The sequence below is a fragment of the Citrobacter sp. 172116965 genome (assembly GCF_013458095.1).
Lineage (GTDB): Bacteria > Pseudomonadota > Gammaproteobacteria > Enterobacterales > Enterobacteriaceae > Citrobacter > Citrobacter braakii.
On sequence record NZ_CP046673.1, the window covers coordinates 203,021 to 217,214 of the forward strand.

The window sequence follows — 14,194 nt, forward strand, 5'->3', positions numbered from 1 at the left end:
CACGAAGTGTTTTTAACGTCATATTCAGAGAGTCCTCTCGCGGGCTGTCTTTTTATTTCCAGGATAGTTGATCAGGGGTTCACATGCAGGGCACAAAAATTCGACTTTTAGCGGGCGGCTTGCTGATGATGGCCACTGCCGGCTATGTGCAGGCAGATGCGCTCCAGCCTGACCCGGCGTGGCAACAGGGCACGCTGGCAAATGGTTTACAGTGGCAAGTCTTAGCCACTCCCCAGCGCCCCAGCGACCGTATTGAGGTTCGCCTGCTGGTCAATACCGGTTCACTCACCGAAAGTACACAACAGAGTGGTTTCAGCCATGCGATCCCGCGTATCGCGCTGACGCAAAGCGGTGGCCTCGATGCTACGCAAGCCCGTTCTCTGTGGCAGCAGGGGTTCGATCCCAGTCGTCCCATGCCGCCCGTTATCGTTTCCTATGATTCCACGCTGTATAACCTCAGTCTGCCTAACAGCCGTAACGATCTGCTGAAAGAGTCACTTTCTTATCTGGCGAATATTTCCGGTAATCTGAGCATCACCCCTGAGTCGGTCAATCATGCGCTGAGTAGCGAAGATATGGTTGCAACCTGGCCGTCAGATACCAAAGAGGGATGGTGGCGCTATCGTCTGAAGGGATCGACGCTGCTGGGTCACGATCCTGCCGATCCGCTGAAAACGCCTGTTGATGCGACGAAAATCCAGTCCTTCTACCAGAAATGGTATACCCCGGATGCGATGACGCTGATTATCGTCGGTAACGTAGATGCGCGCAGCGTGGCTGATCAAATCAATAAAACCTTTGGCGAATTAAAAGGTAAACGTGAAACGCCTGCGCCGGTACCCACGCTCTCTCCGCTGCGTGCAGAGGCCGTAAGCATAATGACCGATGCGGTACGTCAGGATCGCCTGTCTATTATGTGGGATACGCCGTGGCAGCCGATCCGTGAATCTGCCGCGCTGTTACGTTACTGGCGCGCTGATTTAGCCCGTGAAGCGTTGTTCTGGCACATTCAGCAGGAGCTCACCAAAAACAATGCCAAAGACATTGGCCTTGGCTTTGATTGTCGGGTGCTGTTCCTGCGCGCGCAATGTGCCATCAACGTTGAATCACCGAACGGTAAGCTGAACGCGAACCTCAGCACGGTTGCGCGTGAGCTGGCCAAAGTGCGCGATAAGGGGCTGCCGGAAGAAGAGTTTAATGCGCTGGTGGCGCAAAAGAATCTGGAACTGCAGAAGCTGTTTGCCACCTATGGTCGCACCGATACCGATATTTTGATCAGCCAGCGTTTGCGCTCGCTGCAAAACCAGGTCGTGGATATTGCGCCTGAACAGTATCAGCGTTTACGTCAGAGCTTCCTGAACAACCTGAGTGTTGAGATGCTGAATCAGGACCTGCGTCAGCAACTGTCGCAAGATATGGCGTTAATTCTGTTGCAGCCGAAGGGTGAACCTGAATTCAATATGAAGGATCTGCAGGCGACGTGGGATAGCATTATGGCGCCGGTTACCGCCGCGGCAACGTCGGTAGAAACGGATGAATCACATCCTGAAGTGACGGACATCCCGCCGGTGCAATAAGGGAATCGTGACCTGCAGGCCGGACGCGACGTTAACGTCTAATCCGGCCTGCCAGAACGCCAGATTACTGCGGCATGGCGTCGCGAGGAATAATCGCCCCGCGATGCTGAATAACGGTGCTTGCCGTCAGGTGCCCGCGTTTTGCGGCATCAGCGGCATCGCCACCGGTCAGACGTACCGCCAGATACCCGGCGCTGAAGGAGTCTCCCGCAGCGGTCGTATCGATAACCTTCTCTTTCGGTAGTTTTACGGCCGGAACGTCGATGAGTTCTTCGCCTGCGATGGAAACCAGGCAAGAGTCAGCACCGCGTTTCACAACCACTTCCTGTACGCCAGCCGCGTGAGTACGGGCAATCACCTCGGCAACCGGTTTTTCACCCCACAGCGCGTCTTCATCATCCAGCGTCAGGAACGCGATATCGGTGCATTCCAGCATTTGCTGATACACCTGCTGGGTCTCTTCTTTACTGCTCCACAGACGTGGGCGGTAGTTATTGTCAAAAATGACCTTTCCACCGTTGGCGCGGCATTCTTGCAGCAGCGACAGCAGCTTGTCACGACTTGCCGGGCTTAAAATAGCCAGGCTGATTCCGCTCAGATACAGATAGTCAAATGTCGCCAGTTCTTCGCAAATAGCGGCGGACTGTTCGCTCTCAAGCCAGAATTTTGCGGCGGCTTCATTACGCCAGTAATAGAAGGTGCGCTCGCCGGTGCTATCGGTTTCAATGTAATAGAGGCCCGGCAGGCGGTTTTCCATGCGTTGGGTTAATGAGGTATCCACATTTTCGCTCTGCCAGGATTCCAGCATTTGTTGGCTAAAACTGTCGGTACCCAGCGCAGTCACATAGTGTACGGAAAGTACCGCAGCATCGACCTGACGGGCGATATAAACGGATGTATTCAACGTGTCGCCACCGAATCCGCGCTGAACGTCAGCGCCTTTCTGTGACAGCTCAATCATGCATTCGCCAATCACGGCAATCTTTCTGGACATAGTCGTAACCTGCTCTGAAAAAAATTAGCGTTAGTGTGCGCTGTGGGTGGTAAGTGGTCAACTATATTAAAATATCGTTCCATTATTTTTTTGAGCCAGCACGTGTTCTGCGTCGTTTTTTGCCGCTTAGTTTCTATTTTGCGTAGGGCTGAACGTAAAGTTCTTCGCCTGAGCGCCGATAACCTTTGACGAGTCCGGTCAGTCACACTCTTATTTACAGGACATCTCAGATGATAAAGCAGGTTACCCAGCAGCTAATTACGCTCGATGCGAGTATTGAAAACTTGCAGGAGAGACGCTATTGGCTGCAGTGCGAGCGTGCTTACACCTACCAGCCGATTTATCAGACTAACGGACGGCTGATGGCCGTTGAGCTGCTGACTGTCGTGAGCCATCCTGAAAACCCCTCCCAACGTATCGCGCCGGACCGCTATTTCGCCGAAGTGGCCGTACGACATCGTGTAGATGTGGTGAAAGAGCAGCTTGTACAGCTTGAACAAAAAGGGGCGTTTTTCAAAGCCCACGATCTGCTGGCATCCGTGAATGTCGACGGGCCAACGCTGATTGCAATGCGCCAGGATCCCGAAATCCTGAAAATCATCGAATGTCTGCCGTGGCTGCGCTTTGAACTGGTGGAGCATATCCGCTTGCCGAAGGGTTCGTCGTTCGCCTCAATGTGCGAGTTTGGCCCGCTCTGGCTGGATGATTTTGGTACCGGAATGGCAAACTTCTCGGCTCTGAGCGAAGTGAGTTACGACTATATCAAAGTGGCGCGGGATCTGTTTGTCATGCTGCGCCAGACGCCGGAGGGCCGCAATCTCTTTACGCTGCTGTTACAGCTGATGAACCGCTATTGCCGTGGTGTGATTGTCGAAGGCGTTGAAACGCTGGAAGAGTGGCGTGATGTGCAAAACTCGCCGGCTTTCGCTGCGCAAGGCTATTTTCTCTCTCGTCCAGTGCCTCTGGATACCCTTGAAGACGTAATTCTGTCGCTTTGATAAGGATGTAGAGCGCCTCCTTTCCTCTGCTGGACTATCTTTAGGACAGGCAAGGAAGAAAGTAAGGAGGTTAAACATGACGAGAACAGGCAAAATAACCACTTCAGTAATAGGGGTTTTCTTGTTGTTGATCGTCGTACTCATCATCGTGATTGCGACATTTGACTGGAACCGGCTCAAACCGACCATCAACCAGAAAGTCTCTACAGAACTCAACCGTCCCTTCGCCATACGGGGTGACCTGGGCGTGGTTTGGGAACGCCAAAAACAGGAAACCGGCTGGCGTAGCTGGGTTCCGTGGCCGCATGTTCATGCTGAGGATATCATCCTCGGCAACCCGCCGGACATTCCTGACGTCACCATGGTGCATCTCCCGCGCGTTGAAGCAACGCTCGCCCCACTGGCGTTGCTGACAAAAACCGTCTGGCTCCCGTGGATCAAGCTGGTCAAACCCGATGCACGGCTTATCCGCCTGTCGGAGAAAAACAATAACTGGACCTTTAACCTGGCAGGGGATGAAAACCGCGATCCCAAAGCGCCGCCATCAGCCTGGTCTTTCCGGCTGGATAACATTCTGTTCGACCAAGGTCGCATCGCCATTAACGATAAGGTGACGAAGTCAGAGATTGAGATCCTGGTCGATCCGCTGGGTAAGCCGTTGCCCTTTAGCGAAGTGACTGGCGCAAAAAGTAAAGAGAGCAACGCCCACATTGAGGACTACGTGTTTGGTCTGAAAGCGCAAGGCCGATATAACGGCGAACCGCTAAGCGGTACCGGGAAAATAGGCGGAATGCTGGCGCTGCGCGGTGAAGGAACCCCTTTCCCGATTCAGGCTGATTTCCGTTCGGGTAATACGCGTGTGGCGTTTATGGGTACGATAAACGATCCGATGAATATGGGCGGGGCGGATCTGCGGCTTAAATTCTCGGGAGATTCGCTAGGGGATTTGTACGATTTGACCGGCGTGCTGCTCCCGGATACGCCGCCGTTTGAAACCGACGGACATCTGGTCGCGAAAATTGACCCGGAAAAATCCTCTGTTTTTGATTACCGCGATTTTAATGGCCGAATTGGCGACAGCGATATTCACGGAACGCTGGCCTATACCACCGGTAAGCCGCGCCCAATGCTGAAAGGGGATGTTGAGTCACGCCAACTGAGGCTGGCTGATTTGGGGCCGCTGATCGGTGTGGATTCAGGCAAAGGGGCGGAGCGGGCCAAACAATCTGAACAGCGCAAAGGAGAGAAGAGCGTCCAGCCCGCGGACAAGGTCTTGCCGTATGACCGTTTTGAAACCGACAAATGGAACGTGATGGACGCTGACGTACGTTTCAAAGGACGGCGTATTGAGCACGGCAGTAGCCTGCCGATCAGCGATCTCTCCACCCATATCATCCTGAAAAATGCCGACCTGCGCCTGCAGCCGCTGAAATTTGGCCTCGCGGGAGGCAGCATTGTCTCCAGCATCCATCTGGAAGGGGATAAAAAGCCGATGCGGGGGCAGGCGGACATCCAGGCTCGCCGCCTGAAGCTAAAAGCGCTGATGCCGGATGTGGAGCTGATGCAGAAAACGCTCGGTGAAATGAACGGTGACGCCAGGTTTAGCGGGAGCGGAAACTCGGTAGCGGCGCTGCTTGGTAACAGCAATGGCAACCTGAAGCTGCTGATGAACGACGGTTTGATCAGCCGGAATCTGATGGAAATTGTTGGCTTGAATCTGGGCAACTATCTTGTTGGACAGATATTTGGTGATGACGAGGTGCGGGTGAACTGCGCGGCGGCGAATCTGGATATTGTTAACGGCGTAGCCCGCCCGCAGATTTTTGCCTTCGACACGGAAAACGCGGTCATTAATGTCACTGGTACGGCGAGTTTTGCGTCGGAGCAACTGGATTTAACCATCGATCCGGAGAGCAAAGGCATTCGTATTATTACCCTGCGTTCGCCGCTGTATGTTCGCGGCACCTTTAAGAATCCGCAGGCCGGTGTGAAGGCCGGGCCGCTGATTGCGCGCGGTGCGGTTGCTGCCGCGCTGGCAACGTTAGTGACGCCCGCGGCGGCCTTGCTGGCGCTGATTTCACCTTCTGAAGGAGACGCTAATCAATGCCGGACCATTTTGTCGCAAATGAAGAAGTGATTTTTGCCGTTGTCGGATGGTGCTAACGCGTCTCCGGCCTACATACATTTCATGCTCAACGTAGGCCGGAGACGGTGGTTACAGCCAAAGAATCACAATGACTGATGGCGGGTTTCGTGGGTTAACAGCAGCGCAATCAGCGTTAGCGCCGCCATTGATGCCAGATACGTACCTACCGCCGCCAGGCCGTAATTCGCCTGCAGCCATGCGGCAATGTAAGGGGCAACGGAAGCACCAAGAATCGACGAAACGTTGTACGAGAACGACGCCCCCGTGTAGCGCACTTCGGTTGGGAACAGCTCCGGCAGTAGCGCGCCCATCGGACCAAATGTCAAACCCATCAGGCTCAAACCAAGCAACAGGAAGGCGAACACCAGCACCGGATTGCCAGAGCCGAGCAGCGGTTTAAAGGCAAACAGCGCAAACAGAATAATAAGCGTGGTGATGATGAGCATGCTCTTGCGACGACCAAACGCATCGGCCAGCAGGCCCGCCACCGGCACCATGACGCCAAAGCCAATAACCGCCATCATCAGCATCCACAACACTTCATTACGCGGCAGGCCAAGCCCTACAGGCGCCGCGGCGGTGCTGAACGTCATGGAATAGACGGTCATGATATAGAACAGCGTATAGGTCGCCAGCATAATGAACGTGCCGAGGATCGTCACGCGGACATGTTTTGTCAGCAGGGTACCCAGCGGGATTTTCACCTGTTTTTTCGCCGCAGCCACTTTGGCAAAGACCGGGGATTCATGCAGCGAAACGCGAACGTACAGACCGATAATCACCAACACCGCAGAGAAGATGAACGGTACGCGCCAGCCCCAGCTCATAAACTGCTCGTCGGTCAGCAGCCAGGAGAGCAGCAGGAAAGTGCCGTTGGCGAAGAAGAAGCCGATAGGTGCGCCCAACTGCGGGAATGATCCGTACAGCGCGCGTTTACGCGGCGGTGCGTTTTCCGTCGCCAGTAACGCCGCGCCGCCCCATTCACCGCCCAGTCCTAAACCCTGACCAAAACGCGCCAGCGCCAGCAGCAGCGGGGCGAAAATACCGATAGTTTCATAGCCCGGCAGCAGGCCAATGACAACCGTCGAGATCCCCATAGTGAGCAGTGAGGCAACCAGCGTGACTTTACGCCCTACGCGATCGCCAAAATGCCCGAACACAGCAGAACCGATAGGCCGTGCCACAAAGGCGATAGCAAAGGTGGCGAGAGACTGCAGCGTTGCCGCGGTCGGATCCCCCTGCGGGAAGAAGATATGGGGGAACACGATCACCGCGGCGGTGGCGTAGATATAGAAGTCGAAGAACTCAATGGCAGTGCCAATGAGTGAGGCGACGACGACTTTATTGCGCGAGTTGACCGGGGTGTGTTCCTGTTCGTTGTCGAGCGTTGTGGCTGTTGCTTGCATAATATTTTCTTATTTTTGGTCGAACGAAAGGTCATATTACGCACAGCAAAAGAGACATTTCAATCTGTAACAAACCATGCGATCGGTCAAAAATAGAGCAAAAAGGGGATAATTTTTAGGCTGGAGATTTCACTTCCATGAAATGCTTCACATAATTTAAAACTTGGATGATAAAACTGGTTTTTGGTTAAACAAAAGTTACGGGCTGGATTTTAATTCTGATAATGCGCAGAATTTCGACGTAAGCATTGGGTTGGCCGGATAAGCGCAGCGTTATCCGGCAGTTAACAAAGATTAGCGGTGGGTTTTCCCCGGCATACGCGGGTCGTCTTTGTATTCTGCTGTGGCAATCCAGGCAGCGCAAAACAGAGTCAGACGGGCGAAGAAGTAGAAGAACGCCATTAAGCCAAGTACGGAACCAAACGCCGCGCCTGACGGCGATTGCACCAGTGATGGCAGCGTGTACGTCATGATCATTTTGATGACTTCAAACCCCAGTGCCGCGATAAACGTGCCGCGAATGAGCGCTTTTTTGCGCGGTCGGTGACGTGGTAGCCGCCAGAAAATCCAGAAGAACAGCAAGTAGTTGGCGAAAATAGAGATGGTCAGGCCGATCAGCCGCCAGGCGGGCTTCAGCCATTCGATGCCGTCGAGATACAGCGCAGAGATAATCATCTGCTGGGCCGAACCGGCGATGGAGGTAATGGACAGCGTAACAATCAGCGCAATCAGTAAACCAATCAATGAGACAAAATCACGCAGATATTTGACCCAAATTTTTTCCTGATCCTGTGGGGTCCGCTCCCAGACATCCCGCGACTGGGCACGAATAGCTTCGCGCAGGTTTCCCATCCAGTTAATTCCGGAATAGAGCGCGATGGCAAGACCCACCAGACCGACGGTGGTTCGTTGCTGAACGGCGGTATTGATGGTGTTTTTCAGCGTGGAGGCGAGTGTCGGATCGCTGACGTTGAGCAGGATTTTGCTGAAGATATCCTGCAACAGCGTAGGGTGCGAAGCGAGAATAAAACCCGCGGCGGCAAACGACACCATCAGGATAGGGATCATCGACAGAAACGAGAAGTAGGTAATGGCGGCGCCAAACTGATTTCCCATACGATCGTTAAATCTCTCCGCGGCGCGAATCAGATGGGCAATCATGGGCTGGCGTTGAATTTTATCGGCGAAGGTCAGGGCGGTTTTCAGCGCCTGGTTGGTCTTACCGTTGGTTTCTGTATTCTTACGCTCCAGGGTCTCAATTTTTGGGATTGGTGCGTGCTCAAGTTCCTGAATGGGGCGTTTAATCTCTTTTTCCTGCGTCATCAGGGCAGTAATCCTTGTTCTGTTCATTCTCAGGACAGTATAGCTTGTCAGTCCACATAGTCTTTCATCACGCCGGTCAGCCATTCCATAAACAGATGTACGCGGCGGGAGAGGTTACGGCGATGCGGATAGAGCAATGAAACCGGTAATGGTTCGGCGCGATATTGCGGCAATACTTCAATCAGCGTACCGGCGCGCAGGGCATCACGCACGCCCACGCGCGGTACCTGAATAATGCCCAGACCGGCAAGACATGCCGCATGATACGTTTCGGTACTGTTCACCGTCAGCATGCCGCCGGTTTTAACCCATTTAGCACCGTTGTCTGTCGCCACTTCAAAGCCTTGCGCACGCGTTCCCAAATTGACTGAGTAGTGCACCACCGCATGCGAGGCTAAATCCTCCAGGCTTTCCGGATAACCAAATCGGGCGAGGTATTGCGGGCTGGCGCAGTTAATCTGCGTGAGTTTTCCCAGCGGGCGCGCAATCAGCCCTGAATCTTTCAGCGTCCCCACGCGTACCACACAGTCGAAGCCTTCGCGGATCAAGTCTACCAGGCGGTCGCTGCTGCTAAGTTCGAGCTCAAGCCCCGGATACTGATGCAAGAAGGCCGGTAAGCGGGGCATCACCAGATTTCTCGCCACACCAACCGGCATATCGACGCGCAGCTTGCCGCTGATGCTGGCCGGGTCGTGATGGAATAGCCCATCCAGTTCATCGAGATTGCTCAACAAATCTTTCGCTCGTTCGTAATAGATCATGCCGTCTTGCGTGAGCTGAACGCGGCGGGTTGTGCGGTGCAACAACTGTGTGCCCAGATGATTTTCCAGGGCCTGGATTTGACGCGATACGCTACCTTTAGGAAGTCCGAGGGTGTCTGCCGCGCGCGAAAAGCTCTCCAGTTCTGCGACGCGGATGAACAACTGCATTGCGTGAATTTTATCCATTCTCATGCCCTATTGTTGTTCTAAATGAAACAGTAATGCGCAGTTAGCGGTATTTATTGTTTTTCTACCACCTAATAAGCTTTGTCTCAATCTTCACAACACCTGAAATGAGGTTTCTTATGACGCAACGTATCGCATTGGTGACCGGCGGCGGCCGTGGACTCGGTAAAAACGCGGCGCTAAAGCTGGCGAGTAAAGGCATTGGTGTCATCCTGACGTGGAACAGCAATGAAAAAGAAGCGCAGCAGGTTGTAGATGAAATTCGCCAATCTGGCGGTAAAGCTGCAGCATTACCGTTGAACGTCGGAAATATTTCCACTTTCCCTCAGTTTGTCAAACAGGTGCAGGAAACCCTACAAACGCACTGGCAAAGCGACACCTTTGATTATTTATTGAACAATGCCGGAGTTGGCATTAACGCACCGTATCCGGCGTTCACTGAAGCGCAATTTGACCAGCTTTTGGACATCCATTTTAAAGGACCTTTTTTCCTGACACAGAACCTGCTGGCGCTGATCAACAACGGCGGACGCATTCTTAATGTCTCGACCGGATTGTCGCGCTTTGCGCTACCGGGTTACAGCGCTTACGCTGCCATGAAAGGGGCGATGGAGGTGTTAACCCGTTATCAGGCGAAAGAGCTGGGAGAGCGCGGCATTACGGCGAATATTATTGCGCCTGGGGCAATCGAGACGGATTTTAGCGGCGGAAACGTGCGGGATAATGCGCAATTGAATGCCTACATTGCATCGCAGACGGCGCTGGGGCGTGTTGGGTTACCGGACGATATTGGCGACGCCATTGCTGCGTTGCTCAGCGATGAGCTGGCCTGGATGACGGCACAGCGTATCGAAGTCTCTGGCGGGATGTTCCTGTAAACGACTGCCTCTTACTTAGCCTTTTGAGCAAGAGAAAACCGGCGCGCCATCAGAAGTCAAAATATAGCTGGTGGCGTTTGCCGGTATTATTTGGAATCTGATACCGCAATCGCGGTGCTGAAAGAGATCGGGGATAAACGTTCTGAAGAGTTCATTCTTCTTCGGGAGTGGATTTGTTGTATCAGAAACCATGATCACCTCCCCATTCTCATGCCAGAATGATCATTTAATGCGATATTTTGTTTTGTAACATATTTGTCTGTTATCGTGAATTTCTTATTTTTAGCTAAGAATATAAACTCCGGGTTATTAATATTAGTAATCCAGGTTTGAACATCAAATATTAAGGATTTTCTGAACATTTGACCCCGATTTTGATCCTTTGTGTGATTCTTTGGTTTCAGCTGTAACTATTTATAACGTCTGCTTCTTTCTTATCCGTCTATCGGTAAAATGGCCTCCGCCAAATGGTGACTTCATATTTTGCCCCTCGGATAATACCCTTCCGCGTGTTAAGGCTAATATCTTATTCAGACGGAGATAAATAATGCAGTTAATAATGTTTGACAGGCAGTCAATATTTATTCATGGAATGAATGTAATTTTGCAAGAGCGTATTCCAGGAGTGAATGTTCAGGGTGTCAGTCAGGCAGATGATCTTTGGCGGACGCTGGAAGAGAATCCTGATGCACTGGTAATGCTGGATGGAGATTTTGACGCTGAGTTCTGCCGTAGCTTGCTGCAACAGATAGCAGAGCGCTTTGCGAAGGTAAAAGTGCTGGTAACCGCAACGGACTGCCGTAAAAAATGGCTACAGGAAGTCACGCAATTAAACGTGCTGGCCATTGTTCCGCGCGATTCTGATGCGGAAACCTTCACGCTGGCACTCAATAGCGTCGCGATAGGTATGATGTTTATCCCCAGAGATTGCATCACAGCGACCGAATGTGGCGGGCAAAATATCAGATTGCTCAGCGCGCGTCAGCGGGAGATTCTGACGATGCTGGCCGCCGGAGAATCTAATAAACAAATTGGTCGATTATTAAATATCAGCACCGGAACGGTAAAAGCCCATCTTGAATCGCTGTATCAGCGCCTGGAGGTAAAAAACCGTACGCAGGCGGCAATGATGCTAAACGACACCCTATAATGGGAAAATATTTCACAGTCAGACTGTTTCTGGCTGTGAAATAGCCCACGGCCAGAATTCAGCACTGCAAAACCGGCTAATCCCCACGCTGAGCATCCATGCAATTAACGCTTCCTGTTGAAACCGATCTTGTATTTGCGGCATTTCCTTATGGATGAATGCCTCGCAGATATTTATATCCGCGAGCAGCAATGTTTCGGCCTGCATCAGCATAATTGGGGCATCAAAGGATTCATCTGCGGTGATTTCGTGCCCGTAGCCAATGACCCAGATCCCCTTTTTGTCCTGATACTTTTCCAGCGACAGGCCCTGCCATTGCTTAATAAATGCGATACAGGCGGGCGTGAAATGCGTCGAATGCAGCGGCATAATAATCTCTGTACAAAGAGACCTATTTTAGGAAACACACCCCGTTACGCCAGCCGCTATCCAGCCATTTTTTACAGCAAAACGCCTGATGGCGCGGGCGGCTGATATTCCTGTTTTAACAGGCCGAAAATCCAGTCATCATGCCAGGTTTGATGTAGCCAGTAGCTTTCTCGCAGCGTGCCTTCGAGAATGAACCCGACCTTTTCCAGTAGACGCCGTGAGGCATCGTTTCCTGCGGTGACGCAGGCCGTCAGTCGGCGTAGTCCTCCGGCGGTAAACGCATACTCGCAAACGGCATGCAGGGATTCAGCGCCATAACCTTTGCCCTGCGCCTCGGGAGTGAGCAGAAAGCCGACCTCGGCACATTCATTTTTATCCTGAATATATCCGGTTACCCCAAGCGGTACGCCCGATGCCTTATCGCACAGGACCAGGCACAGCCAGTGTGGACTGCCGGGAGACCATTCAGGCAAGCGGGAGTCAAAGACTGTCCGTATCTCCTCTTCGGTACGCGAGTCAGCGACAAAGCGCATCACATCTGCGTTCTGCTGTAACGTTAAGAAAAACGCCCAGTCGTCATGTGTGAGCGGGCGGCAGATCAAACGCGAGGTTTTCAGTACAGGCACAGGCTTATCTCCAGAATAATTTTCAATGATTGTGCGGAAGTCACTGTAAAACATATTTATTTGCTATATGAATGTGTTTTAGTCTGTGGCGGCACAGCGCTGCATTTAAAAAAGATAACTACACACCATTGTGAGGCCGCACTTTTTGGGTCCTTTTAGGGAAGATAATGACCAATAGCGCGTTACAGGCGACATGTACACCATTCGAACATTGTTTGGGGATAATCCGGCAAGCCTCGGTAGAAATTTTGCTGATGCTTGGCGTGCGCGTCGCAGAGGGTAAAGATCCACGCTGGTTTCTCGAGCAGCTTGACCAGGCGCGATTGAATCTGGGAGGTTGGGGTGTTGTCGCCAGGCGGTTGCAGATGAATGACGCGCAATTGAGTCAGTTCACGTTGCGGCTACGCCATCTTCAGCAGAGCGTGCCGCAATATGAAAATGGCCAGGACGTCAGTGAAAACCAGCTGATTTCTGCGCTGCGCTTTGTCGCTTCTCTGGAACAGTTGCGCCAGCAACAGCCCCTCCTGAAGTATCCAACCGAGATTGAACGTGCAGAGCCGGATGCGCAGATGCGGGCGCAGCGTCAGCTTTGCGCAATAGAATTAACCCTCAAATCGCTGATTGCGCGGGTATGGCCGGATCAACATCCGCTCAACAGCTTCCTGAAACAGCACTTTGGCGGTGAACGTCTGCGTCGCTGGTTAAAGCTGGGAGAAAGTCGGGATGCGCTGGACGGCATGATGTTTAGCGAACTGGCGCTGATGGTTGTCGATAAGAAGTTATTCGTTCGGCATTTTAGCGAGATTTTTAACGATACCTCGGTGCTCATGTCGTTTGTTGAGCCACGTATCACGCTGAGGATGTTCCTGGATGACTGCCGCCTGGCCCGTAACTGCGTTATCGCGCAGCAGCCGCTAACCTCAGTACAACTGCTGTTGCTGGATTGTCAGTACCGACAGATTACTCACCCTGTGCAGCGGGCATTTGGAGAACGGCGTACGCGCATTAATCCTGCGTCGTATCTGGAGTCCGATGAGGCGATGGTTCGCCAGTTTTGGGAAAGCGCAAAGCAAAAAGACGAGCAGGCGGGGGGCGATAAACAGGAAATCGCAGACAGTATCGATCCGCCGGAGAAGCGGGCCAGGCGCACGGCGGAAGAACGTGAACAGCTGATTTCCGGCATGTTGTGGGTAGCGGTCGGCGTGATGGTGCTGGTGATTTCGCTGGGCGCGTTCTGGTTATTCACTTCGCCAGCGCCACAAGCGTCTTCCGGGCTATCCGTTGAAATCGTGCAGGAGGAGCCACGGCGTGATGCCCCTGGTGCGCGGGAGTCGGTGACCCGAATGGGCATCACCTGGGATGCCTTTAACATGCGCGCGGCTATCGAGCGCAACGACACCCGTGTGACGTCACTTTTCCTACAGGGCGGGATGGACTGGAAGCTGGCGTGGACGGAGCAGGCATTCTCGGCAGGCAATACCGAGGTGTTGAGGCTGCTGCTGCGTTACCCTTCGCAGATGAGTGAGAGTAAGCCATGTCGGCAGTTTATGACCACGGTCAGCCATGCGATGGCGAATGGGGCGTCACTCACATCGCTGCATAAAAGCTATCTGCAAAGTTTTTGCTCGGTGCCGGCGGTTGTCGCGCGTCAGCAGTATAACCTTGAACAGGCCGAGCTACGCGTTCGCGCGCAGCCAAGCCCAGAGAACAAGAAATGGCAAAAAATTCACGCCGAACTGTACGATGCGATTAACTGACGGTCTGATAATTCAGACCGTCA

12 protein-coding genes are annotated in these 14,194 nt (G+C 52.8%); 6 read left to right on the plus strand and 6 right to left on the minus strand.

The annotated features are described in order from the left end of the window. The first annotated feature begins 83 nt into the window (after positions 1-83). Complete coding sequence (locus GPJ68_RS00965; protein ID WP_016157710.1) at positions 84-1,577, plus strand: pitrilysin family protein; 1,494 nt, start codon at positions 84-86, stop codon at positions 1,575-1,577. 64 nt (positions 1,578-1,641) lie between these two features. Here GPJ68_RS00965 and GPJ68_RS00970 read toward each other — a convergent pair whose 3' ends face one another. After that, positions 1,642-2,571: a sugar kinase gene (locus GPJ68_RS00970; protein ID WP_104651753.1), complete on the minus strand. Its 930-nt coding sequence runs from the start codon at positions 2,569-2,571 to the stop codon at positions 1,642-1,644. 230 nt (positions 2,572-2,801) lie between these two features. Between GPJ68_RS00970 and pdeH the strand changes: the two genes are divergently transcribed. After that, the gene (pdeH, locus tag GPJ68_RS00975) at positions 2,802-3,569 is read left to right on the plus strand and encodes a cyclic-guanylate-specific phosphodiesterase (protein ID WP_016157708.1); all 768 of its coding nucleotides are present in this window, start codon (positions 2,802-2,804) and stop codon (positions 3,567-3,569) included. A 76-nt stretch (positions 3,570-3,645) separates the two neighbouring features. After that, the gene (locus GPJ68_RS00980; protein WP_104651754.1) at positions 3,646-5,706 is read left to right on the plus strand and encodes an AsmA family protein; all 2,061 of its coding nucleotides are present in this window, start codon (positions 3,646-3,648) and stop codon (positions 5,704-5,706) included. 92 nt (positions 5,707-5,798) lie between these two features. Here GPJ68_RS00980 and GPJ68_RS00985 read toward each other — a convergent pair whose 3' ends face one another. The 3 genes from GPJ68_RS00985 to GPJ68_RS00995 all read right to left on the minus strand — a co-directional run bounded on the left by GPJ68_RS00985 (position 5,799) and on the right by GPJ68_RS00995 (position 9,391). Beyond that, entirely contained in the window at positions 5,799-7,121 is a 1,323-nt protein-coding gene (locus GPJ68_RS00985; protein WP_003023312.1) for an MFS transporter, read from the minus strand. 294 nt (positions 7,122-7,415) lie between these two features. After that, entirely contained in the window at positions 7,416-8,444 is a 1,029-nt protein-coding gene (yhjD, locus tag GPJ68_RS00990) for an inner membrane protein YhjD (protein WP_016154892.1), read from the minus strand. Positions 8,445-8,491: 47 nt separating this feature from the next. Beyond that, complete coding sequence (locus GPJ68_RS00995; protein ID WP_016157706.1) at positions 8,492-9,391, minus strand: LysR family transcriptional regulator; 900 nt, start codon at positions 9,389-9,391, stop codon at positions 8,492-8,494. 119 nt (positions 9,392-9,510) lie between these two features. Between GPJ68_RS00995 and GPJ68_RS01000 the strand changes: the two genes are divergently transcribed. Beyond that, entirely contained in the window at positions 9,511-10,269 is a 759-nt protein-coding gene (locus GPJ68_RS01000; protein ID WP_016157705.1) for an SDR family NAD(P)-dependent oxidoreductase, read from the plus strand. Between the two features lie 547 nt (positions 10,270-10,816). Continuing rightward, on the plus strand, positions 10,817-11,419 hold the full coding sequence (locus GPJ68_RS01005; RefSeq protein WP_047415886.1) for a response regulator transcription factor: 603 nt from the start codon (positions 10,817-10,819) through the stop codon (positions 11,417-11,419). A gap of 18 nt (positions 11,420-11,437) precedes the next feature. On the opposite strand, the gene GPJ68_RS01010 is transcribed toward GPJ68_RS01005, so the two are convergent. Together GPJ68_RS01010 and GPJ68_RS01015 are read right to left on the minus strand one after the other, a co-directional pair. Next, positions 11,438-11,788 carry a lysozyme gene (locus tag GPJ68_RS01010; RefSeq protein ID WP_047501369.1) on the minus strand — a complete coding sequence of 117 codons (351 nt, stop codon included), beginning with the start codon at positions 11,786-11,788 and terminating at the stop codon, positions 11,438-11,440. Between the two features lie 71 nt (positions 11,789-11,859). Then, entirely contained in the window at positions 11,860-12,414 is a 555-nt protein-coding gene (locus GPJ68_RS01015; RefSeq protein WP_103766977.1) for a GNAT family N-acetyltransferase, read from the minus strand. Positions 12,415-12,581: 167 nt separating this feature from the next. Here GPJ68_RS01015 and GPJ68_RS01020 point away from each other — a divergent pair, with 167 nt between their 5' ends. Next, entirely contained in the window at positions 12,582-14,171 is a 1,590-nt protein-coding gene (locus GPJ68_RS01020; RefSeq protein ID WP_180837077.1) for an STY4199 family HEPN domain-containing protein, read from the plus strand. The last annotated feature ends 23 nt before the right edge of the window (positions 14,172-14,194 follow it).

Bases quoted from the DNA above. Each gene is read 5' to 3' on its own strand.
- yhjD (WP_016154892.1), bottom strand. From the start codon at position 8,444: ATGACGCAGGAAAAAGAGATTAAACGCCCCATTCAGGAACTTGAGCAC.
- GPJ68_RS01005 (WP_047415886.1), top strand. From the start codon at position 10,817: ATGCAGTTAATAATGTTTGACAGGCAGTCAATATTTATTCATGGAATG.
- pdeH (WP_016157708.1), top strand. From the start codon at position 2,802: ATGATAAAGCAGGTTACCCAGCAGCTAATTACGCTCGATGCGAGTATT.
- GPJ68_RS01000 (WP_016157705.1), top strand. From the start codon at position 9,511: ATGACGCAACGTATCGCATTGGTGACCGGCGGCGGCCGTGGACTCGGT.
- GPJ68_RS00995 (WP_016157706.1), bottom strand. From the start codon at position 9,391: ATGGATAAAATTCACGCAATGCAGTTGTTCATCCGCGTCGCAGAACTG.
- GPJ68_RS00965 (WP_016157710.1), top strand. From the start codon at position 84: ATGCAGGGCACAAAAATTCGACTTTTAGCGGGCGGCTTGCTGATGATG.
- GPJ68_RS01010 (WP_047501369.1), bottom strand. From the start codon at position 11,788: ATGCCGCTGCATTCGACGCATTTCACGCCCGCCTGTATCGCATTTATT.
- GPJ68_RS00980 (WP_104651754.1), top strand. From the start codon at position 3,646: ATGACGAGAACAGGCAAAATAACCACTTCAGTAATAGGGGTTTTCTTG.
- GPJ68_RS00970 (WP_104651753.1), bottom strand. From the start codon at position 2,571: ATGTCCAGAAAGATTGCCGTGATTGGCGAATGCATGATTGAGCTGTCA.
- GPJ68_RS01020 (WP_180837077.1), top strand. From the start codon at position 12,582: ATGACCAATAGCGCGTTACAGGCGACATGTACACCATTCGAACATTGT.
- GPJ68_RS00985 (WP_003023312.1), bottom strand. From the start codon at position 7,121: ATGCAAGCAACAGCCACAACGCTCGACAACGAACAGGAACACACCCCG.